At 34.6% G+C, this 21,826-nt stretch carries 19 protein-coding genes and 1 tRNA gene; 8 read left to right on the top strand and 12 right to left on the bottom strand.

Annotated elements, in window-relative coordinates:
* Positions 1–66 precede the first annotated feature (66 nt).
* Together ACODR7_RS00920 and ACODR7_RS00915 are read right to left on the bottom strand one after the other, a co-directional pair.
* A complete protein-coding gene (locus ACODR7_RS00920; protein WP_488836516.1) occupies positions 67–1,536 on the bottom strand; it encodes a helix-turn-helix domain-containing protein in 1,470 nt (489 codons plus the stop codon).
* A 640-nt stretch (positions 1,537–2,176) separates the two neighbouring features.
* Positions 2,177–2,539 carry a winged helix-turn-helix transcriptional regulator gene (locus ACODR7_RS00915; RefSeq protein WP_488836514.1) on the bottom strand — a complete coding sequence of 121 codons (363 nt, stop codon included), beginning with the start codon at positions 2,537–2,539 and terminating at the stop codon, positions 2,177–2,179.
* Between the two features lie 161 nt (positions 2,540–2,700).
* Between ACODR7_RS00915 and ACODR7_RS00910 the strand changes: the two genes are divergently transcribed.
* The 3 genes from ACODR7_RS00910 to ACODR7_RS00900 all read left to right on the top strand — a co-directional run bounded on the left by ACODR7_RS00910 (position 2,701) and on the right by ACODR7_RS00900 (position 4,401).
* Positions 2,701–3,108, top strand: coding sequence for a nuclear transport factor 2 family protein (locus tag ACODR7_RS00910; RefSeq protein WP_488836513.1), 408 nt, complete (start codon positions 2,701–2,703; stop codon positions 3,106–3,108).
* 77 nt (positions 3,109–3,185) lie between these two features.
* Positions 3,186–4,046, top strand: a complete 861-nt coding sequence (locus tag ACODR7_RS00905) for an SDR family oxidoreductase (protein ID WP_488836511.1) — start codon at positions 3,186–3,188, stop codon at positions 4,044–4,046.
* 49 nt (positions 4,047–4,095) lie between these two features.
* Entirely contained in the window at positions 4,096–4,401 is a 306-nt protein-coding gene (locus ACODR7_RS00900; protein WP_488836510.1) for a YciI family protein, read from the top strand.
* A 306-nt stretch (positions 4,402–4,707) separates the two neighbouring features.
* Here ACODR7_RS00900 and ACODR7_RS00895 read toward each other — a convergent pair whose 3' ends face one another.
* Together ACODR7_RS00895 and ACODR7_RS00890 are read right to left on the bottom strand one after the other, a co-directional pair.
* The gene (locus tag ACODR7_RS00895) at positions 4,708–5,037 is read right to left on the bottom strand and encodes an EthD family reductase (protein ID WP_488836508.1); all 330 of its coding nucleotides are present in this window, start codon (positions 5,035–5,037) and stop codon (positions 4,708–4,710) included.
* Between the two features lie 17 nt (positions 5,038–5,054).
* A complete protein-coding gene (locus ACODR7_RS00890; protein WP_488836506.1) occupies positions 5,055–6,080 on the bottom strand; it encodes a methyltransferase in 1,026 nt (341 codons plus the stop codon).
* Positions 6,081–6,185: 105 nt separating this feature from the next.
* Between ACODR7_RS00890 and ACODR7_RS00885 the strand changes: the two genes are divergently transcribed.
* Positions 6,186–12,257 carry a non-ribosomal peptide synthetase gene (locus tag ACODR7_RS00885; protein WP_488836505.1) on the top strand — a complete coding sequence of 2,024 codons (6,072 nt, stop codon included), beginning with the start codon at positions 6,186–6,188 and terminating at the stop codon, positions 12,255–12,257.
* 278 nt (positions 12,258–12,535) lie between these two features.
* Here ACODR7_RS00885 and ACODR7_RS00880 read toward each other — a convergent pair whose 3' ends face one another.
* Together ACODR7_RS00880 and ACODR7_RS00875 are read right to left on the bottom strand one after the other, a co-directional pair.
* Positions 12,536–13,123, bottom strand: a complete 588-nt coding sequence (locus ACODR7_RS00880) for an Arm DNA-binding domain-containing protein (RefSeq protein WP_488836503.1) — start codon at positions 13,121–13,123, stop codon at positions 12,536–12,538.
* Positions 13,124–13,525: 402 nt separating this feature from the next.
* Positions 13,526–13,978 (bottom strand): Hsp20/alpha crystallin family protein, encoded by a 453-nt coding sequence (locus tag ACODR7_RS00875; RefSeq protein WP_488836502.1) that lies wholly within the window; start codon positions 13,976–13,978, stop codon positions 13,526–13,528.
* Positions 13,979–14,450: 472 nt separating this feature from the next.
* On the opposite strand from ACODR7_RS00875, the gene ACODR7_RS00870 reads away from it, so the two are divergent.
* Both ACODR7_RS00870 and ACODR7_RS00865 read left to right on the top strand, forming a co-directional pair.
* A complete protein-coding gene (locus tag ACODR7_RS00870) occupies positions 14,451–15,101 on the top strand; it encodes a lysoplasmalogenase (RefSeq protein WP_488836500.1) in 651 nt (216 codons plus the stop codon).
* A gap of 11 nt (positions 15,102–15,112) precedes the next feature.
* A complete protein-coding gene (locus ACODR7_RS00865; RefSeq protein WP_488836498.1) occupies positions 15,113–16,093 on the top strand; it encodes a sterol desaturase family protein in 981 nt (326 codons plus the stop codon).
* Positions 16,094–16,208: 115 nt separating this feature from the next.
* On the opposite strand, the gene ACODR7_RS00860 is transcribed toward ACODR7_RS00865, so the two are convergent.
* From ACODR7_RS00860 to ACODR7_RS00850, 3 genes are all read right to left on the bottom strand, one after another.
* The gene (locus ACODR7_RS00860; RefSeq protein ID WP_488836496.1) at positions 16,209–17,051 is read right to left on the bottom strand and encodes a GLPGLI family protein; all 843 of its coding nucleotides are present in this window, start codon (positions 17,049–17,051) and stop codon (positions 16,209–16,211) included.
* Positions 17,052–17,062: 11 nt separating this feature from the next.
* Positions 17,063–17,242, bottom strand: a complete 180-nt coding sequence (locus ACODR7_RS00855) for a bacteriocin-like protein (protein ID WP_488836494.1) — start codon at positions 17,240–17,242, stop codon at positions 17,063–17,065.
* A 320-nt stretch (positions 17,243–17,562) separates the two neighbouring features.
* Positions 17,563–17,647 (bottom strand) — tRNA-Ser (locus tag ACODR7_RS00850).
* A 283-nt stretch (positions 17,648–17,930) separates the two neighbouring features.
* Between ACODR7_RS00850 and ACODR7_RS00845 the strand changes: the two genes are divergently transcribed.
* Entirely contained in the window at positions 17,931–18,302 is a 372-nt protein-coding gene (locus ACODR7_RS00845) for a helix-turn-helix domain-containing protein (RefSeq protein ID WP_488836492.1), read from the top strand.
* Positions 18,303–18,475: 173 nt separating this feature from the next.
* Here ACODR7_RS00845 and ACODR7_RS00840 read toward each other — a convergent pair whose 3' ends face one another.
* The 3 genes from ACODR7_RS00840 to holA form a co-directional block, all read right to left on the bottom strand.
* Positions 18,476–18,688 carry a glyceraldehyde-3-phosphate dehydrogenase gene (locus tag ACODR7_RS00840; protein ID WP_076594341.1) on the bottom strand — a complete coding sequence of 71 codons (213 nt, stop codon included), beginning with the start codon at positions 18,686–18,688 and terminating at the stop codon, positions 18,476–18,478.
* A 431-nt stretch (positions 18,689–19,119) separates the two neighbouring features.
* On the bottom strand, positions 19,120–20,061 hold the full coding sequence (gene trxB, locus ACODR7_RS00835) for a thioredoxin-disulfide reductase (RefSeq protein WP_076594340.1): 942 nt from the start codon (positions 20,059–20,061) through the stop codon (positions 19,120–19,122).
* A gap of 228 nt (positions 20,062–20,289) precedes the next feature.
* Positions 20,290–21,327, bottom strand: a complete 1,038-nt coding sequence (gene holA, locus ACODR7_RS00830) for a DNA polymerase III subunit delta (RefSeq protein ID WP_488836490.1) — start codon at positions 21,325–21,327, stop codon at positions 20,290–20,292.
* 7 nt (positions 21,328–21,334) lie between these two features.
* Here holA and ACODR7_RS00825 point away from each other — a divergent pair, with 7 nt between their 5' ends.
* Complete coding sequence (locus ACODR7_RS00825) at positions 21,335–21,766, top strand: type I restriction enzyme HsdR N-terminal domain-containing protein (RefSeq protein ID WP_488836488.1); 432 nt, start codon at positions 21,335–21,337, stop codon at positions 21,764–21,766.
* Positions 21,767–21,826 lie beyond the last annotated feature (60 nt).

Raw genomic sequence — 21,826 nt, 5'->3', positions numbered from 1 at the left:
TTAGATATGAAAAGCTTAGATTTGATGAATGCAATAATCTATTAATACATTGATTTCCAGTATAAATTATTTGTAAATCATTGATTTTTCGGTTTCAGATTTCCTCTGTTCGATAAACATAGAAGGCGATATACCTGTGTGTTTTTTGAATACCAAAGCAAAAGTATTATGCGAATTGAACCCAGAAATATCTGCCAGATGACTGATTTTATAATTGAGGAACTTTGAATCGCTATAAATTTCTTTTATGATGTAATCAATTCTTAATTCATTGATATATGTATTAAAATTTTTATTCTTCGATCTATTGATTATATCTGATAAATAGGAAGCATTGGTGTTTAATTCTACAGCTATCGTTGACAAGGTAAGATCTTTCTTCAAAAACCTTTTTTTTGCTTCAAACTTATCTAATTTTTCAATAATATCTAATTCGGTTTTAGTAAATTCTAATTTAGATACACCTACATTTTTTATCTTCTTAGAGACTTCTGCTTGTGGTTTATTACTTATTTGAAACTCTAAATTGCTTATAATGTCTTGATATCTTTCTCCTTCTCTTCTCAGATTAGTTTTATACCTTCTGAATAAAAGATAGATAATAAGTATTGATAACAAGACTCCAAATATGATAATGATCTGTAAAAAAGCATGTTGTTGTTCTTTTTTATTTAATTCATTATCAACTTTAACAAGTATATCTTTCAATGCGTGAGACTGCTGTGTGGACATTAAAGACTTGACCGACGCAATAGACAGTTTTTCTCTCTCCGCTTTTATATTATCCCCTATTTCTTTATAGGCATGATATAAGCTTTCGTGAATATCAAGTTGAAAAGGAGGCTCTATATTTTTATCATCTTTTAAAGACTCCAGTATTGTGATAGCTTCCTGCGGTCTGTTTGTTCTGGAATATATTGTTCCTAATCTTATATTATTTATAAGTGAAATATAGAAATAATTAGCACTGGTTCCCATTAATTTATCAGCCTTATCAGCATAGATTTCGGCTTTTCTGAAGTCGTTAAGAAGCATGTAAACATTACTGGTCTCTGAGTTGAGCTGGGTAATGTAAATCATTTTAGTCTCTAGCTGTTTTGGATCATTTACTTTATTGAAATAATGCAAAGCTTTAGAATACTGTAAAAGAGTTTCCTTGTATTTTTTTTGATCTAATAAAATATTGGCATAAACCGCATAAATCATCCCCTTTAAACTATTATTTTCAGGATCTTTTTTTTCGATTAGCGCAATTGTTTTTTTTATTTCAGATACACTTCTGTCGATCAAACCTATGCGATAATAAGTTTCGATAAGGCACATATTATTATAAACAATCTGATCCGTTGATATTTTATTTCTAGAAAGTTCTTCCTGAGCTTTCAGACAATTTCTGAAAGAATTGAGATAATCACCAATACTGTAATAAGAAAGCCCTAATGTAGAATAGCAGTGAGCTTTTATACTGTCATTGTCACAATTTTCAAGAATATCCAAACCTATTTTAATAGATTTTTTCGCATCACTTACACTCATCTCTTTTTGTCTGGCAATTTCATTTTTCCAATCGGGAATTGTATTATTACAGTAGAAGAAAGCCGATATAAAAAGAGCGATAATAGAAAAATTGTGATGTGAAAAGGGCATAAATTAATTTTTCAGTTAGAATATATATTTAAATTGAGATATTTATCCAAAAATAAAGCATTTAACATCAAAAACAAAAAACATTCAACATAAATAAGAAACAATTAAAATCAATAATGATTTTATATTAAACATTTTAAATTATCATTACAGAATTTTCCTTACTACTACATAAACGTTAGAAATAAGGTTTGAAAATAGGGTCAATATGATCACCTGTTACTAATATTTACAGAAGCATCCATTCTTTAAGTACCCGTAAATTGGAGACTAGAAACACTAAAGCCACTTAAAACTAATGTTTTAAGTAGCTTTTTAACTATTTGCTACTATTAATCAAAATTATCTTACTGCATCAAGATTATGAAATCTTTCATTAAAAAAAATTTTAAATAACATGAAGAGGGCTTATCTCAGTTTATGAGTCTGGATTATTGAATATAGTTTTTAAGTATAAATCTACCAAAACAAAGTACATTTCTTGCATTATGTAATATTGGATAAGATTCATTTCTATTCATTGTATTGACTATATTTCGTTCTTCCTAAACAAGGTTTCTCTATAATCAATTCCCCATTGTGCAATAGCATCAATTACAGGCTCCAGTGTCTTTCCAAATTCTGTCAATTCATATTCTACGGTTATCGGTTTGGTATTTTTTACGGTTCTGGTAACCAAATGATTCATTTCCATGTCTTGCAATTCTTTGGATAACATTTTGGAACCAATACCAGCCACTTCACGCTGTAAATCCATAAATCGCATTTTTCCACCATACAATAATGTGCCTAATATATGTATTTTCCATTTTCCTGTAAAGATATCCATACTGTCTTTCACAGCATTAATTCTAAATCTGCAAAAGCCTATAAACTGTTCTGAATCATTCATATTTTACTATTATACAATAACAAATATAAGTTAATATCTGATTTTTTGTATACCCGCTTTCCTGTTGGAAAGTACTTTCCTGTAGGAAGGTGATATTATTTTTTATAGATGTCCTTTATATTTTTGTGATCTACAATTTAATCAATTAAAAAAATAAAATTATGTCAACATCAGCAAGACAAATAATAGATGAAATGTTCGCCGCATTTGCGACTAAAAATGTAGATTCCGTAATAGAAAAATTTTCAAATGATGCCGAGCTAATTTATCACGGTACACAGGTAATGCCAGCGGCAAAATTCAAAGGAAAAGAAGGCGCAAGAATGTTTTTTGAGTTCAATATCAATGCCTTGGATGTGGTTTTTTTTAATACCAATCAGTTTGTGGAAGAGGGAAATACAATAATCGTTTTAGGTAACGAACATTTTATTTCCAAACAGGATGGTACGCATCTTAAAAACCAATGGGTACAGGTATATACTGTAACCAACGGCCTGATTTCCAAAATGGAGGAATTTGCAACATCCGCACAGCCAGATCAATACGGTGGTAACACGGGAGGGCAATGATTTTAAGTCAAACAACCAATATTTCCTGATCCTTCTATAGTTAATATTGAGATTAGGGATTTTAATAGAAAAATAATATGATACTAATAACAGGAGCCACCGGTAATTTGGGCTCTGCTGTAATTACTCAGCTTTTAAAAACTTTGTCACCGGAAAACTTTGTTGCAACATCCAGCAATGCTGAAGGTGTGGAAAAACTGAAAGCTAAGGGATTGCAATCACGATTAGCAAATTTCAGCGATCCTATTACATTGAATGAAGCATTTAAAGGAATAGATAAATTGCTGCTGATTTCCACGATGGATCAAAACCGTTACGGGCAACACAAAAACGTAGTGGATGCGGCTAAGAAACAAGGGGTAAAACAAATCATTTATACCGGTTTGGCTATAAAAGACATTCATACCTCCGCTGTGAAAGATTTGATGATAAGTCATTTCCAGACCGAAGATTACATCAAAGAAAGCGGCTTAACCTATACTATCCTGAGAAACACAATGTATGCTGATGCATTGATGCAAATTTTAGGTTCCAATGCTTTACACCAAGACATCAATCTACCCGGTGGAAGCGGAAAAGTACCTTATGCTCTGAGAAGAGAAATAGGAGAAGCTACAGCTAATCTACTGTTGCAAGATGGCCACGAAAATAATACATATAACATCACGGGTTCAAATAGTTTGGGTTATACGGAGTTAGCAGCAGTACTTTCTAACCTTAAACGAGATACGATTAAGTACAATGATATTTCAGAAGATGATCTGAAAGTATTTTTGAAGCAAATCGGTTTCCCTGACTTTGCGATCTATCTACACTCGGGCACTATTCACGATATCAAAATGGCACAATACGAAATAGAAAGCCATACGATGGAAACCTTATTGGGCCGTCCTACAGCATCTATTGAAGATATTATGGAGGAATTATTTAAAAGTTAAATCAAATACAATGAAAAATTTTGTTTGATTATTAAGAGCAAACACAAATATGAATCCCGGGGCTTTCACAGATCCTAAAGAAGGAGCAGACAGAGCGCAATGGTTGGAAGATGTAAAAGCGCAAGGAGCTATCAAAAACCTGGGAGGAACAATGCCTCCAATACCAGCTATGGCAAGTTCAATTTTTGCTGACGGGACTTTTAAAGAAGGACCTTTTATGGAAGTAGCACACTTTTTAACAGGTTTTTTGATGATAGAAACCGAAGACTTAGAAGCCGCTCAAAAAATTGCAAAATCAAACCCTATTTTAAAAGCAGGCGGAAGTGTAGAAATTAGAGAAATAATGCTTCGATAACAATAAATTTAGATAATGATATATCATTATCTAAATTTATATGAAAGCAGTAAAACATCCACCGAAATCGCCTATTTTAAGAGTTTTTTTTAATTAAAACAAGTAAAAAAATGAACCTAAATAAACAAAAAAAAATTAAATTCTTTGTTTTGGACACCATTAGGTCATTCAGAATCCAAATCATCTTAAGCTTCTTAATAATTTTTTTGCCATTTCACACCCCCGCAAACTATCCAAATTCTTACCAGATCAAACCCATCAATCAAATACGAAAAACGAATCAGTAGAAGCAGCAGTAAAAAATAATCACTCATAATGATCGCAGACAATTACTCTGCATATCTGTAAAATAGGATCTACGTTAGTATAGTTTTGACTATCCTTTCTAAGGAGTTCTTCGTTGGGCAGAAAGTTAAGGTAGAAGTCTTCAACTTTTTCAAAAAAAAGATGCCCGATAACTTTGTAAGGATATTGATAGGCTTCATTTTTTTCATCGTTATAAGCTTCTTCTATAGCCAATCCCTTTAACGATTTTCCGAAAACAGATCTTGATAATGGAACGTGCTTTTGGATATAATACTCCATATCAAACCAGTCATTTTCTTTAACAGGATAAAAAATAGTGACTTTAAACATCGCTTTATTGGTACTTATTACACTTTTTCACATTCAACGATGCTTGAGACTTCAGTATCAGTCTGAATGAGTCTTTTAAAGGTCAATCCTGCTTTTTCAATCAGAATTTTGAATTCGTTCAATGTTCTTTCTTTTCCTGTGGTCATCGCCATAATATTGATATCCAATAATTTTCCGGCATGCGGAGTGTTTCGTGAATCATCAGGGATAACAGAATCAATAATCAACAGTCTCCCGCCTACGGGCATTGCTTTATAAACATTGCTTAAAATTTTGATTGCCTCCTCGTCATTCCAGTCATGGATTACCCATTTCGTCGTATAAAGATCAGCTCCTGCAGGAATTTCTTCAAAAAAACTTCCTCCGAAAACCGTACATCTTTCCTTCAAATCTTCCGGAATGAGCAGAGCGGTCTGCTGTATCACATAAGGCTCATCGAAAATGATGCCGGTACTTTCTGAAGATGCGTTCAAAACAGCAAACATCAAAGCTCCGTTTCCTCCTCCAATATCAACCATCGTTTTGTATGATGAAAAATCGTAGGTATCTATAATCGTTTTCAGAACAGCTCCAGACATCCCAGCCATTGCTTTGGCAAGATTCATCCCAGCGGCAGGATTCTGTTTATAGTATTCCCAGACAGGGATTCCATGGGCATGTTCAAAAGGAACTTTTCCAGTTTTCACGCCATAGGTTAATTCTCCAAAAGCCGGATAGTGCTCTCCGAGATTAGCCAGAGCCCATGGTTTTACTGATCCGGGAACGTCGCTTAGTAAAACAGCTCCCAAATCATTTAGTTCAAACGCTCCGTCTTCTTTTTCGTTAAAAATGCCTACACTGGTTATTGCCCTTAATAATCGATACAAAGACGTTTCATCACATTCTGTTTCGATCGCCAGCTGTGACAAAGTTTTAGGGCCGCTAAGTAATTTATCCGCGATATCAAGCTGTACTGCTGAACGGATACAGGAAGCCACCCAATACCCGCTTATCAATTCATACATTTTAAAGGTGAGCTCCGGTTTTTGAGGTAATTTCTCCATATGGTATTATATTTTTTGTATTTTTAATTACAATAACGTGAATTTAGTGTTTTATTTATAATTTTATTGTTTAAAAAAAAAAATTTAACCATAAAACTCAATAAAATGTTAAAATTCAAATCAATCCTATCGCATCTTGAGGATACAGTACATTTGTGCCCATCTAAACCGGCACTGATTTACGAAAATTCAACGCTTACATTTGAAAAACTAGACATTTTTTCGAATCAATTAGCACATTATTTAAAACAAAGAGGAAATTTTTCAAATATTCCTCTTTGTTTCTGTTTAGACCAGTCTCTGGAAAAAGTAATTGCTATGCTCGCTATATGGAAAGCTGAAGGCGCTTATGTTTCTCTCGATCCGCTCTATCCGGAAGCAAGACTTCAGCATGTTCTAGAAGACACAGAAAGTCCTCTCCTTATCACAACACGATCTTATGCCGAAAAATTTTCTTTTTTTAAAGGACAGATCATACTCATCGATGAACAGAAAGAGGAAATCAAACAGATGCCTGAAAGCACTCCAAAATATAAAATTGCAGAAGGCATGGCTTATTTGGCCTATACCTCAGGCAGTACAGGGGTACCTAAAGCAGTAATGGCTGAACACAGGGGACTCAATAATTTTGTAGAGCAATTTGGCATTTTTCTGGATCCTCAAAAAGAAGATACAGCCCTTACCATCTCATCATCCAATTTTGATGGTATCGTACTGGATCTCTGGGTTCCGCTTTCAAAAGGAATGACCGTATTCCTTTATCCTGATAACAGAATGGTAGGAGAACCTCTCCTTCATTATATTCGCGAAAGTGGGATCACTATCCTGCCTTATGTTCCTGTGTCTATTCTGGCAACATTACCCACTGATCAACCTATTGGAAAGCTTAGAAAAATATGTACCGGCGGAGAAGCTCCGATACCGTCAGTAATAGAATCCTGGAAGAAAAGAACGGAGCTGATAAATATCTATGGCCCCACAGAAACGACAGTAGTCGTAAGCGGATTTAAATTTGATGAAAGCCATCCGATAAATACAATCGGGAAGCCTCTTCCTAATGTAGATTTTTATGTGCTGGATGATAAAATGAATCCTCTTCCCGCAAACGAAACCGGAGAGCTTTATATTGGAGGAATTCAAGTGGCAAGAGGTTATTACAACCGTCCGGATTTAACTGCTGAGAGATTTTTAGAGTATAAAACCCCTGAAAATAAAACAGTAAGGGTCTATAAAACAGGAGACCTGGTACGTCGTTTAAAAGATGATACCATAGAGTTTGCAGGAAGAGCAGACCAGCAGGTGAAAGTAAGGGGATTCCGTGTAGAACCGGCTGAAATCGAAGAAAATATCCGGCAGTCTGGTCTTGTAGAAAACTGCATCATTATTGTAAAACAAAAACAGGATGTAAAACAGCTCATTTGCTTTTATAAAAATAAAAGAGATAAAAATTCATATCCTGAAGATATCAGATCCTATTTATTTGAGCGTCTTCCGTCTTATATGATTCCTTTTAAATTTCTGGAAGTAGAAAGTTTTCCGCTAACTGCTAATGGAAAAATTGATAAATCTGTTTTAAGTACCGATGAAATTACAGAAGAGAAAAGAAAATCTTTTGTTGCGCCTCAGAGCCCATTACAGAATCTTTTGGCTGATGCATGGAGTGCGATTTTAGGAATGAGATCAATAGGTATTTATGATAACTTTTTCCACTTTGGTGGTAATTCAATTTTAGCATACCGCTTAGTTTCTCTTCTCCGCAGAGAATTTAATCTTTCTTTACAGGCAGCAGATTTATTTTTACATCCAAACATTCACCAACTTGAGAATTATATTACAAAACAAGACAATCGTAATCAGACGGATGAAATAGATATTCTGGATCAGTATGATCCTGTACCGCTGTCATCGCAGCAGCAAAACTTATGGTTTATTGACAAGTTATATGGCAGTACCCCTTATAACATTGGTGTACTTTATCCTATGCATAAAGACGTTTCTTTTTCAATATTAGAAAATGCCCTGCACAGGCTTGTCAAAAAGCACAGTATACTAAGAACCACTATAGAGGAAAAGGATAATCACCCATACGTTTCGGTAATTAATGCAGACCACTGGTTATTGCATACACAGCACGGTTCAGACAATATAAAAAACCTTGTCACTATACCTTTTGACCTTCAGAGGGACTATATGCTCAGAGCCTATATTATTTATGATTCAAACGCGGCGGCTTCTTTATTATTGGTAATTCATCATATGGTTACAGATGGCTGGTCTATGCCGTTAATTGTTCAGGAAATTAATACATTATATCAAGAGATCATAAACAACAAAGCAGAAGAAAATTTTAATCCGATTATAGAATATAAACACTATGCAGTCTGGCAGTCTAAGCAGAATATAGGGGACGGAATTACTTTTTGGAAAGAATATCTCGAGGATGTTCCTGTACTGCAGACAGCTCATGATTTCAAAAAATTACATAATCATACTGATTCGGGAGAACAGTATCAATTTGAAATTGATGAAGAACTTACTGAAAACCTTAAAAATATTTCAGAAGAGCAGTCTGCTACTTTATATATGACACTGCTTTCTGCGTTCAGTCTATTGATGCAGTATTACAGCGGGCAGCAGGACATCTGTATTGGAAGCCCGTCTGCCAACCGGCCGCATCCTTTTGATACAACAATCGGCTATTTTGCCAATATGCTTCCCATCCGCATTAAAATCGATGGAAACCCTGTATTTGTCGATTTTTTACAACAAATCCGAAATATGATTCCACAGATTTTCAGGCATCAGGGAGTTCCTATAGACATTATAGTAAGCCAAGTGATTAAAGACCGTTTTGCAGGGCACAATCCATTATTCCAGAATATTTTTGTCCTTCAGGATCCTGTAGAAAAGTCCGAAAATTCATTTCCTGTACAGGCTGAAAAAGTACAATGGATTCATAACAAACATATAAAATTTGATCTGCAGTTTGAGGTTCTTCAGACTGATGGAAAATTAAAAGTAAACATTGATTATTCTGATGCTTTATTTAAAAAGGAGACTATCATGGAAATGGCAGCAAGATTCAGGTATCTGCTGCAATCAATAACTTTAGATCCTAATCAAAAAATTGGGGATATTGACTTGTATGCTGCTGTATCTGAAAAAAATATCGAAACTCAAAAACATATTGAAATTCCCAAAACACTCGTACAGATGTTTGAAGAACAGGTGCAAAAAACACCGGATAAAACAGCCTTGATATTATCCGGAATAAGTATTTCTTACCGCAGTTTAGATGAGAAATCAAGTTGTGTTGCAAACCATCTCATTCATCTAGGAATTAAAAGAGGTGATTTTGCGGCCTGTTATCATGAACAATCTATTGAACGGATTATCAGTTTATTAGGAGTTTTGAAAGCCGGTGCAGCCTATGTTCCTTTAGACACCACTTATCCGATGGAGAGAATTAAGCTCCTCATGGAAGATACTCAACCCAAAGTTATCATTGGATCAGCAAAATTCAGTCAGATAAAAAGGGAGGTCAAACAGCCGGTATATTTCATTGAAGATCTCCTCAAAAATCGATCTGAAACTATACTGCAGAGTTATTGCAGTACCCACACCCATACCGATCTCGCCTATGTCATTCACACTTCCGGAACTACGGGAATGCCTAAAGGAGTTCTCATTGAGCATCAGTCATTGGGAAATTTCATTACAGAATACGGTAATCTTCTTGACATTAGTGAAGAAGACAGAACGCTCCAGTTCTCGCCTTATAATTTTGACGGGTCAGTCATAGATCTTTGGATTCCGCTTACTAAAGGAGCTACCGTTCACCTTTATCCCAATAACAAACTGCTTGGAGAACATTTATCTGAATTTATTTTCCTTCATGCAATTACAGTCATTCCATTCATTTCTCCTTCAGTACTTTCTACCCTGCCTCAAACTTTTGATCTTCCTTCCATAAGAGTAATTGGCACCGGAGCAGAAACATGTCCTTCACAGGTAAGTCAATATTGGAGGCCACTTGTAAAACTGGTGAATATGTATGGTCCTACAGAAACAACAGTGGCTGTCAATGAATTTGTATTTGATGATATTCATCCTGATCATACGATTGGTAAAGCAATTAAAAATATGCGTCTTTATGTTTTGGATCAATATCTCCGAAAGGTTCCTACCGGGGTCACTGGTGAACTTTATATTTCGGGAATCCAGCTTTCGAGAGGATACCTGAATCAGCCGGAACTTACCGCAGAGAAATTTATTAAAAATCATTTTATAAACGAAGAAAGTATCATTTACAGCAGACTGTATAAAACTGGAGATCAAGCGAAAACATTATCTGACGGTATACTTGAATACATTGGAAGAAGCGATCAGCAAGTGAAAGTGAGAGGATACCGGATCGAACTTGCTGAAATCGAAAATGCACTGTTGCAGATCAAAGGAATAAAAAATGCAAAAGTACATGTTCATAATGAGTCACAAACCATAAAGTCATTAAGAGCATTTGTAACCGGAGACTCTCATATTTCCAATATTAGAAGTGAATTGAGCAGAAAACTCCCTACCTACATGGTTCCGAATGAAATTTTCACTGTCGATATGATCCCCATAAAATCAAACGGAAAAATAGATATGGAAGCCCTTGCCTCTCTGGCAGAACATAAGACTGCAGCAACATTAGAAATAGAAGATGAACCTTGCAATGAATACGAAAAAGTCATCAAAGAGATATGGACTGAGGTACTGGAATGTAGAATTCCAGGTATGGAAGACGATTTTTTCCATCTTGGCGGGCATTCTTTGTTACTGACCAAAATGTATAATAAGCTTTTCAAACAATTTCCAAATACCATTACTCTCAGTGAATTGTATACCAACAGTACAATCAGAAAACAGGCTTTATTAATTGAAGAAAGAGAGAAGAATCCGCATACCCTACATTATGGGCTGGGAAAGGACCCTTTAAGTAATGAAATAAGAAAAGACGCTGATGTAAAGCATGAAAAATTCAAATTCAATATTTCAATAAAAGGAAATTTTGAAAATCCTGAAGAAATTTTACTGACAGGAGTAACAGGGTTTGTAGGAGTAAATATGCTTGTGGAATTATTGAAATCCACCGCTGCAAATATTTATCTTTTAATTCGTGCAGATGATGAACGTGCTGCTGAAAAAAGATTATTAAAAGCTATGGAGGATCAGCTCATTCCTTTAGAAATGTATGATAAGAAAAGAGTTACATTACTGCCAGGAGATCTTGCAAAGCCATTTCTGGGCCTTACCCCTCAGAAATATGAGGACCTTACTAAAACCATCGATGTCGTACATCATGCCGGAAGTGCGGTAAACTTTATCCAGCCCTATTCCTACATGAGAGCTGCCAATGTTGATGCTTTACATACTATGATTCAATTTGTAACAACGTACAAGTTGAAACAATTATCTCTTTTATCTACTGTAGGGGTTTTTAGCTGGGAACATTATTTTACCAAACCTGCAATGATCATGGAAAATACAGACAGCACATCTGCCTTTAAATATTTAAGCAGGGATATGGGCTATATACAGAGTAAATGGGTCATGGAACAGGTTGCCCAAGCAGCTATACAACAGGGTGTCCCCATCGTTATTTTCCGGTTAGGATATGTATTCTGCCACAGCGTAACAGGCGCTACAGCACGGTATCAATGGTGGGGACTTTTAGTAAAAACCTGTATCCAATTAAAAGCTTACCCCATATTAATTGACCAGAAAGAAGAATTGGTTATGGTAGATTTTGTAAGCAAAGCAATTGCTCATATTGCTAAAAATTCAGGCTCTACAGGAGAGATATTTCATTTAAGTCCTGCAGCCGAAGATAATATGACCGTAATGGAATTTTTTGAACTCCTGCATACCGAATTGAACTTTGATCTTAAGCCCGCTCCTTATCTTGAATGGAGAGCTCTTTGGGAAAATGATGAGACCAGCCCACTCTACCCGCTTTTGAGTTTGTTTAAATTTCCTGCTTATGATAATAAATCGATAATTGAAATTCATCAAAACACCCCGGATTTTGATATCAGCAACACCAATAGATTCTTAAAAGGAAGTTCAATTGAGAATAAAAAAATAAACCGTGCTACAGTAGAAGCGTTCTGTAAATATTTAGGAGTTCTTTAATATGGGAATACTTATTTTTTATACTCAGTCTAATGATGATAATAAAGCAGCCATTAATAATAAATGGCTGTTTTTTTACCTTCCAAATTCCAGAAAATCAACCTACGATTTCATAATGAAGATGACAGGATAAGAAATTTATCAGGGAAATTACTTCTTTCTGAAGCTGTAAAACATCTCGGATATGATTCAATCACACTTCATGACCTCTATTACAATCAATTCAAAAAACCTTATTTATCACCAGATTTTGATTTTAGTATAACGCATTCGGGATGTTATGCTTTCTGTGCTATATCAAGTAATATACACCTGGGAATTGATATTGAAGAAATAAAACCTATAGATTTTTTTAGCGTTAAAGAAAGTATAAAAGCATGGTCGATTTTAGTAATATCAATATCAGAAGTTTTGTATTTCCAGTTGAGAAATTCCTGCGTATGTTTTAAAGAGGTTTTGTACCGCTCCAATGTTCCGGGTGCAAAATCCTGATCAACTAAAACCTTAACTTTATCATTATGATCCTGAAAAATAGGAATGAGCATTCTTGTAGAGACATCAGTTCCAAGCAGTTTAGATTTTAAACTTTCTGATGTTACAAAATCTTCTTCTTTCAGCATCAGGTAATGATAATCGTAAACTTGTTGTTCCACAGTTTTAAGATAGAGGTTTAGTATTTTAGATTCCTGAGTATTACCTAGTGCCTTGTGTGATTTAGTGTTCCATTTCTGTGGATCGATATACCTTTTAGCAGCAATGTCCACAGCTTTGCCATCTATCGTGATTCGTAAATAGATGGGAGCGGTTCCGTTTGTTCTGATTTTATTCTTTTTTATAAAGAATAATAGGTTGAATGTTTTGTTCATTGTGTGGTAACTTTAATTGTTAATAAATTACTTTTTGTTACCACTTTCTGCAAGATGTACAATAGTTAGACTACCTGTTAGTCGGCTTTCCCTGATTTTTTCGTGACCCATTTACAATTTTCAGGATGGGTCACGGAATAGGTCATATAAATCGTGGATCAGTCTCAAAAGTTGGGGAGAAAATTAAAAAAATATAACTTTGTTGTATGTTGAGCGAACAAGAATTACTAAAGTTTTTGCTTCCACCATACTCTGTGGGATATTTCTGGATAGAGTAAGAGAATACAATATTGTAAGACATCTTTGAATCAAATAATTCAAAGATGTAAGCTAATCTGTCTGTATTTTCAAAAAATATAAAAAAATTGGCTACTCTTTTGGTAGCCAATTTTGTAGTTATTTCTATGCTATTTCAATCATTCTTGGTGGTTTCTGTTTCGCATCTTCTTTTTTCGGGATGGTTAACATTAAAAGGCCATTTTCATATTTTGCATTAATATTATCCTGATCCACAACATCTTTTGGAAGCTCAAAACTTCTCTGGAAAGATTGGTAACTGAATTCTCTTCGTGTGAAATTTTCATCTTTTGTCTCTTTGCGATCTTCCTTCGCTGATGAAATAGTAAGCAGGTTACCATCCAGCCTGATCTGAAAATCATTTTTATCCATACCTGGTGCTGCAACCTGAACTTCATAAGCCTCTCCGTTCTCCTTTATATTTACCGATGGTACGGTTGTACTGGTAGATGAGTAATTGTTATTGCCCCAGTTAAAAAGTTCACGACCAAAAAAATCATCAAAGACATTTGAAAAGCCCAAATTGCTGTTTCCGTTTCTTCTTATTAGATTATTCATTGCAATCATTTTTAATTAAGTTTAACAATCATTAAAAAACACGTCAGCTGGCCAGCTGTACATAAAAATTTACAAAAAAAATACCATTTTAGTAAGAGTGAAATTTTTTCCGATCTACTGTCATTTTTTCAGCATTTCTGACACAAAACCCTGATCCTTAGAACATTAACTACTTTTAATAGTAGTCATACAATCCTAAAGTTCAAGGATGAAGAATTTTCCAAAAAATTCGAAAAATTACTTTGGAAAAGATGTGATTATACTGTATAAACTTAAATAATATTTCAAATAATAATGTATTTCTAAAATATAAAATAAACTAAAGTGTAATGCATTGTATTTTACATTTCAAAAGTATTTTTATCTTCATTTTATTTGTAATTTAACAATCTGAGCTAAGTGTCACATATAGAATAACTTGGTGCAAACCTGAGATATCCATATTGTAACAAGTAAAAAGATAAATAATACCATGATAAAATCTTTCAATATCAAATTGTTATTAGTCCTTCTTTCCATTGTTTTTGCATTTGACTTAGTATTTATTGCTATGGATCATAGCTCCTGGCGGTTTTTTACCAAGCCACTGTTATTACCTATTATTATCTGGCTTTATTCTACTTATTCTAAACAAAATGTATTTCGGATCAACCAATGGTTTTTGTCTGGATTAATTCTGAGCTTTTTGGGTGATGTGTTTTTGTTATTTGGATGGGGATTTATGCCCGGTTTGGGAAGCTTTTTATTGGCTCATATTTGTTACATCATTTATTTTTTAAAGATTAAAAAGAAAAATGTATGGAGTTGGCTTCCCTTTGTTTTTCTATATTTAGGCTCATTTATTTACTATATATATCCTTATTTAAACGAAATGAAGATCCCCGTGGTGATTTACGGAATTACCATTGCTACGATGCTGTATTTTAGTATCAGAACTTATTCTTCATTATTAATCCTGGGAGCTGTTTTGTTTGTAATATCAGATTCCGTATTGGCCATTAATATGTTCGTACAGCGTAGTATTGGGAAAGAACTTGTTGTGATGATTACTTATGTTTTAGCCCAATTGATTTTGGTGTTGGGAGTGGTTGGTATTGAAAAAAAGAACAGAATTATTCGATAAAATCAAGACTTATGAAAAGAAAAGATAACCGATTTTTTCATAGTATTGGCCTATTCTGCCCATTGGATTTTACTGATCCTGTTACTTATTTCATTCCTGTGTTTATCTTGTTGATATTAGGGGAGATATTTTTGTATCAGATTCCTCAAAAAGTATTCACAAAAAGACTCATCAAAGATAATGTATCGAGTATAGGATTGGGGATAGGGGCAGTAATGTTAGACTTTGGGATGAAAGCTATTTCATTATCCTACTTTTTTTGGATTTACAATCATTTTAGGCTTACTGATATTTTCGGGATCAAAGATTTCAATAAATTCTTCACTTTAAAATGGCATGCAGATCACTGGTGGCTTTGGTTATTGGTTATGATTGTCCAGGATTTTGGCTTTTACTGGCATCATCGGTTGAGTCATAAAATCAGATTATTTTGGACAGGTCATGTCAATCATCATTCGGCTACTCATTTGAGTCTTGCTATTGCATTGCGTCAGGGATGGTTTGAAATCATATATCGGGACATTTGGTATATCCCTTTTATCATGATTGGTTTTCATCCTATTATGATTGCTATGATGCATCAGTTTAATTTGATTTTTCAATTTTGGCCGCATACCAATGCTATTGGAAAATTAGGGTGGTTCGATAAAGTATTCAATTCTCCTTCCAACCATCGGGTGCATCATTCCCGAAAAATTGAGGATTTAGATAATAACTATGGGGGCATTTTGATGATTTGGGATCATCTTTTCGGCACGTACAAAGCGGAAGAAAAGAAAACGACGGATTACGGAATCTATCATAACATCCATACTTATAATGTTTTTCATATCGTCTTTGATGAGTTTGGAAATATGATAAAGGATGTCCGGAATGCACCTACATGGAAAGCGAAACTGGGGTATATATTCAATGCTCCGGGCTGGCATCATCATGATAAAGATGAGCGGATTTCTACTTTGAAGCGGGAATTAGAAGAAAAGATGAATTGATGGTTGTCTTGCATGAAAAGTGCAAATTACTGATAAAACTCTTTATTAATTCAGAAACAGACATAAACCTTCTACGACTTGTTAGACAAAGTAATGTTAAGAAAATAAATTTTCATTACTCCAATTCAATTGGATTATATGGTAGTGGGTCTGATTTAACAGATATCTGACTACCATCTTCATTGTAGGCTTTACCATGAAAAAAGCCAGGATTATCATTGTAGTTTTGTAATACTTTTCTGAATTGTTCTCTTGTTACTGTTAATATTCTTTTTTCGTTCCTCAGATAGATTCTGTTAGGCTTTTTATCCATTGCTATTGCAGTAAAATGGAAATTACTTTTACTATCCTCAATTTCTAAAATTAAACCAGGTAAATTTTGAAAAACATACGGTCCGTTATTAATTGGGATTTCTTTAGAATACCAAGCTGTATATTTTCTACCTCTATATTTAGTTGTGGCTTTATTACATAAGTAACCCAATATATCTTTTGTCTCATTTTCGAGCTTCCATTCTATTACTGGCTGGTTCTCTTCATATTGATAAGTTACATTTGCTCTATCCTGTACGATAACTTTATTTATTGAAAAATCTTTAACCAAAACATTTTTCCATTTATCAGGTAAATTAAGTGTTTGGTTTAATTCTTTAGCTCCTAGTTTTTCTAAATGACTAAAAATTAACATTAAAGAATCCTTTCGTAAGGAATTAAAATCTGAAAACCTTGAAAAATTCTTTCCCATTTGAAGTAAGCATATTGTTTCCAACTTCTTTTTTTTAGGGTCTTTTACAAATTCTAATTTGTAATAAATATTTTGATAACTACTGTCTATAATTTTTTCTTCATAGGAATCAGGTTTCATAGAGAAATTACCTGTTACAGTAATTTGAGCATTTGAAAAGAATCCAATCACTAAAAAAAATAACCGTAAGAAATTACGGTTACTATTAATCATACCGATTTGTTTTAGCATTTCACATCATTAAAATATTCTGCTGCTTCTTGTAATTCAGCCCAGCCATTATAATTATCTGTGCATAAAGAATATGAAGCTCCACAAGGTGCAGTAACACCAACCCATTGACTACAAGTTCCTCCTGCTACTTTTTTAAGATCATTTCGAGATAATTTTTTTAATTTTTTCATTTTTGTAATATTTTAAATTAGATAGCTAATATAACAATATAAATCATTATAAAGAGAAAAATTTCATCATGTTAACCAGTTGTGAATAAATGATTTATGCCAACTTGTGCGTTATTATGATTTACAGATATGTGATATAAATGATTGATAGAATTTTGGGTTTATCCAGAATGTGAAGACCCATTTCAATACCTGAACCAGCTTTTTATATGTAGTTTAACTACCTATATGAACAACGAGCCTCTCCCTTTGCCGACCGGAAATCAAGCAATTTAGGGCACAAAAAAAGGAGACGTTAAAAAAATAAACGTCTCCCTAAGCGGAGAGTGAGGGATTCGAACCCCCGGACCTGTTACAGTCAACAGTTTTCAAGACTGCCGCAATCGACCACTCTGCCAACTCTCCCTAAACTCCGGCTATACCGTTGTTTTCAGTGGTGCAAATATAGAACGATTTTTAATTTCTGCAAAACTTTTCCTACACAAATTTTAACAAAACTTAATAATAGACTAGGAATCAGGGGAATTATTTTTCGCTCTTTCATAAAAGTTTCAATATAAAAATCTAAAACGCCCATGTTTTCGGAAATGCCATTATAGAAAGGCATTTGTATAACAAAACTTACAGCTCTATTTACAAACACACATATTTTTCACTACATTTGTAAAAACACAGGTATCCTATGACAATGGAAAAACTAAGAACATTAAGAAAACAGAAAGGTTATACTCAGCAGCAGATTGCTGATCTTCTTGCCACCGATGTCTCCAACTACAGCAGAAAAGAAAGTGGAGATGTCAGAATATTTGATGACGAATGGGAAAAACTGGCTAAAGCTTTGGAAGTTCCTGTAGAAGATATTAAGGAAGAGAAAGAACCGAATGTTGTACAAAAAAATGAAAACATAACATTTAATGATACTAGTTCATTTCATCAGTCTGGCATCTATAATTGTAATGTTCCAAATTATCTTTTAGAAAACCAGCAGGAATATATTCATCTTCTGAAAGAGCAGATTAAAGCTTTAAAAGAAGAAAATGAAAAACTAAAAAAGGGATAATCACCTCCGCATAAAGAATAAAATGAAGCCGTCTCACAACTCGTGAAAACGGCCTTTTTTATGAAAATTTCCTGTATCCCTATACGAGAAGGGTTTTCGTTTAAGCGATTCTCAACCCACATCATCTAGTTGTGATACACCTTCGTTTTTATTTTATATCTGTGAAAGGCTGCCTATTCCCGATCAACAATAGAAATGAAGCTGTTTTTTAAAAAATCAGACGGATATACAAACTGGTCTCCATCTTCTCCCTTTACTACAATAGCAGCCTGTTCATCATTAAGGCATTTATCCAGCTGGGTTTTCATATCATTAAGCGCTCCATTGGGAACTTCAATGATATAGGTTCCGGTAACGTGTGTAACTTTTATGATCTTTGTTTCCATTTTGTTTTTAATTAGAAGCCAAATTTAGGAATTTTACAATTCTAATGGAATGCAAATTCAGGATCGTTTTGCCGTTTCACAAATATGTCAATGTTTTGTTAGTTGTTTCACGATTCTGATTAAATTTTTGATGGATACTGCTGGAAAGTGCAAAGGCGCAAGAAATAGAAATATGAAGACCCTTTTAAGGCGCCAGGATTTTATCTGTGATAAAATTGATACCGTATACTCTTTGCTGAAAATCTCATATTGAGCGAAGTCGAAATGTTCTTGTGCCTTAAAAACTATAGATAGGATTAGAAAAAATTGACTTCTTTGCGATTACCTGACAAAAAATTAATAATAAAATACGTTGTGTTAAAAAAGAATCCATAAATAAACAAAAAAGCGCACCCATAGGGCACGCTTTGTATTGTATAAGCTAAATAAGATTAGTGTAATTCAGCTAAATATTTCTCTGCATCCATTGCCGCCATACATCCGCTTCCTGCAGCTGTAATAGCCTGTCTGTAGATATGATCCTGAACATCTCCTGCCGCAAATACTCCAGGAAGATTGGTTCTTGTAGAACCTTTTTCAGTTACGATATATCCATTTTCATCAAGATCTACCTGACCCACGAAGATATCCGTATTCGGTTTGTGACCGATTGCGATAAAGATACCTTCCACATCTACTGTAGATTTCTCCTGAGTCTGGTTATTGATAATTACCGCTCTTTCTACAAGGCTGTTTTCTCCTTCAATCCCGATTAATTCATGGTGAAATTTTACTTCAATATTCGGAGTACTTTCCACTCTGTGAACCATTGCTTTTGAAGCTCTGAAAACGTCTTTTCTCACCAACAATGTCACTTTCTTACATAATTTTGCAAGATAAGTAGCTTCTTCTGCAGCTGTATCTCCTGCTCCTACTACCACAACGTCTTTTCCTCTGTAAAAGAAACCGTCACACGTAGCACAAGCTGAAACACCACCGCCTGCATATTTTTTCTCATCTTCAAGCCCTAAATATTTTGCAGTAGCTCCTGTAGAGATAATTACTGTTCTGGCAAGGATCTCTTTGTTTCCTGCATATAATTTGTGAACACCGCCTGCTTCCCTGGAGAATTCAGCTTTAGTGATCATTTCGTAATGAACTTTGGTATCAAATCTTTCTGCCTGTTTTTGCAGATCCATCATCATTTCAGGACCTGTAATCCCGGCTGGATACCCTGGGAAGTTATCCACTTCCGTAGTTGTAGTTAATTGTCCGCCCGGCTCCAAACCTGTAAACAATTCAGGTTTTAAGTCTGCTCTTGCTGCGTAGATAGCAGCTGTGAAACCAGAAGGCCCAGATCCAACGATCACACAATCTAAAATGTTTTGCTCCATAATTTGCTTTGTTCGAAAAGATTTAATTTGAATTAGACCGCTAATTTCGGAATTTTTAATTTCTTTTTAAAGTTATTTTAATGATACTTGTCAATATCTGATATGTTGAATTTCAATGGTAGCTGTTCCGAGGTTCGGGTTGGTGTAAATTTAACATTTCTGTTTTCATTTCCTTTGCCATCATACCTCAAATTGTGCATCTTGCATCCCGCTAGCTCATCGCTCGCCTCACACCTTCATTTTAATCTTATCTACATTGATAATCTTGTACACAAGCTCTCTGATGAGTTCAGCTTCTCCCATGTTTACTGCTCCAAGTCCTTTTCCTTTCATATCAAATTCGCGGAGAATAGAAATGACTCTTGTGGCATGTTTCAGAGGATAAAGCCTGGCACTTTCTGCATAGTCTTTGATAAAATAAGGATTCACTCCCATCTGTGAAGCAATCGTCTGCGGAGACTGTCCTGCCATCGTCTGATAAATAATAATGTTTGAAAAATAATTGTAAAGGCTTGCCAGCATCATGACAAAAGGATTATTCTTCGGATTTTTACCCATAAAATGAGCAATTTTAAAAGCAGCATTGGCATTCTTAGTTCCCAAAGCCTTCTGAAGCTCAAAAATATTGTATTCTTTACTGATTCCGATATGGTTTTCAACAATTGTTCCGTCAAGAATTTCTCCTTCTTTAAGAATCATCTTCAGTTTGTTCAGTTCGTTGGCAATTCTTGAAAGGTCATTCCCCAGATATTCTGCCAGAAGATGAGAAATATTGGGAGCTGTATTGATTTTAAGCTTTGCACATTCATCCGAAATCCATTTCGGAAGATGGCTCTCCTTTACAGACTCACTCAGGAAGAGGGCTTTGGCTTTATCCAGGGCTTTGGCCGCCTTTTTTCTGCTATCCAGCTTTTTGTGCTTATGAGCAAAAACCAAAACTGTAGAAGGCACCGGGTTGTCTACGTAAGATTCCAGAATTCTGTTTTCCTCTTCATTGAATCGTAAATCCTGAGCTTCTTTCACAATAATCACCTGCTTATCTCCCATCATCGGAAACTGTCTTGCCAGAGAAAGAACTTCCTGATAAGAGGTATCTTTTCCGTAAGTAACGGTTTGGTTGAAAGCTTTTTCATCTTCTTCCAAGAAGTTATGTTCAAGGGCTTTTACCGCAACATCAATGAAGTAAGCTTCTTCTCCGTGGAAAAAATAAATAGGTAAAACTTCTTTATTTTTAATATTTTTGAGGATTAAATCTAATTCTTTCATCTTATTAATGGAACTTCCAAAACTGAATTTTCAGGAAACTTTTGATTTTAAATTCAAGAAAGACAAAGATAAGTTTTTTATTTATGATTTGGTTCGCAAAACTTATCTTCTGCTCACTCCTGAGGAATGGGTCAGACAGCACTGGATACATTATTACCTTACCGTAAAATCCTACTCCACCTCGGCTCTGATTACCGAAAAAAAGATTGTTCTGAATGGTCTTACCAAAAGAATTGATCTGCTGGTTACTGAAAAAACAGAACCCGTCATTCTGATTGAATGTAAAGCTCCGCAGATCAAACTAACAGAAAAAACATTTGAGCAAACCGCCAGATACAATTCTGTTATCGGAGCAAAGGAAATTATTCTGACCAACGGACTTCAGCATATCAATGCTTATTATGAAGACGGCCAGTACCAGTTTTACAGACCGGAATAAATAAAAAATACAAAATCATTTCCGTTTTCACAATCATTACAACTGAAGACGTGATCATTC

It is taken from the genome of Chryseobacterium sp. FG46, assembly GCF_057809135.1.
The sequence above is the reverse complement of the archived record's forward strand: the minus strand, read 5'-3'. Positions and strand labels throughout refer to the sequence as shown.

What these genes read in the sequence shown, in the direction of transcription:
- ACODR7_RS00920 (WP_488836516.1), bottom strand. Translation starts at nt 1,536, where the DNA reads ATGAGTGTAAGTGATGCGAAAAAATCTATTAAAATAGGTTTGGATATT.
- ACODR7_RS00915 (WP_488836514.1), bottom strand. Translation starts at nt 2,539, where the DNA reads ATGAATGATTCAGAACAGTTTATAGGCTTTTGCAGATTTAGAATTAAT.
- ACODR7_RS00910 (WP_488836513.1), top strand. Translation starts at nt 2,701, where the DNA reads ATGTCAACATCAGCAAGACAAATAATAGATGAAATGTTCGCCGCATTT.
- ACODR7_RS00905 (WP_488836511.1), top strand. Translation starts at nt 3,186, where the DNA reads ATGATACTAATAACAGGAGCCACCGGTAATTTGGGCTCTGCTGTAATT.
- ACODR7_RS00900 (WP_488836510.1), top strand. Translation starts at nt 4,096, where the DNA reads ATGAATCCCGGGGCTTTCACAGATCCTAAAGAAGGAGCAGACAGAGCG.
- ACODR7_RS00895 (WP_488836508.1), bottom strand. Translation starts at nt 5,037, where the DNA reads ATGTTTAAAGTCACTATTTTTTATCCTGTTAAAGAAAATGACTGGTTT.
- ACODR7_RS00890 (WP_488836506.1), bottom strand. Translation starts at nt 6,080, where the DNA reads ATGGAGAAATTACCTCAAAAACCGGAGCTCACCTTTAAAATGTATGAA.
- ACODR7_RS00885 (WP_488836505.1), top strand. Translation starts at nt 6,186, where the DNA reads ATGTTAAAATTCAAATCAATCCTATCGCATCTTGAGGATACAGTACAT.
- ACODR7_RS00880 (WP_488836503.1), bottom strand. Translation starts at nt 13,123, where the DNA reads ATGAACAAAACATTCAACCTATTATTCTTTATAAAAAAGAATAAAATC.
- ACODR7_RS00875 (WP_488836502.1), bottom strand. Translation starts at nt 13,978, where the DNA reads ATGAATAATCTAATAAGAAGAAACGGAAACAGCAATTTGGGCTTTTCA.
- ACODR7_RS00870 (WP_488836500.1), top strand. Translation starts at nt 14,451, where the DNA reads ATGATAAAATCTTTCAATATCAAATTGTTATTAGTCCTTCTTTCCATT.
- ACODR7_RS00865 (WP_488836498.1), top strand. Translation starts at nt 15,113, where the DNA reads ATGAAAAGAAAAGATAACCGATTTTTTCATAGTATTGGCCTATTCTGC.
- ACODR7_RS00860 (WP_488836496.1), bottom strand. Translation starts at nt 17,051, where the DNA reads ATGATTAATAGTAACCGTAATTTCTTACGGTTATTTTTTTTAGTGATT.
- ACODR7_RS00855 (WP_488836494.1), bottom strand. Translation starts at nt 17,242, where the DNA reads ATGAAAAAATTAAAAAAATTATCTCGAAATGATCTTAAAAAAGTAGCA.
- ACODR7_RS00845 (WP_488836492.1), top strand. Translation starts at nt 17,931, where the DNA reads ATGGAAAAACTAAGAACATTAAGAAAACAGAAAGGTTATACTCAGCAG.
- ACODR7_RS00840 (WP_076594341.1), bottom strand. Translation starts at nt 18,688, where the DNA reads ATGGAAACAAAGATCATAAAAGTTACACACGTTACCGGAACCTATATC.
- trxB (WP_076594340.1), bottom strand. Translation starts at nt 20,061, where the DNA reads ATGGAGCAAAACATTTTAGATTGTGTGATCGTTGGATCTGGGCCTTCT.
- holA (WP_488836490.1), bottom strand. Translation starts at nt 21,327, where the DNA reads ATGAAAGAATTAGATTTAATCCTCAAAAATATTAAAAATAAAGAAGTT.
- ACODR7_RS00825 (WP_488836488.1), top strand. Translation starts at nt 21,335, where the DNA reads ATGGAACTTCCAAAACTGAATTTTCAGGAAACTTTTGATTTTAAATTC.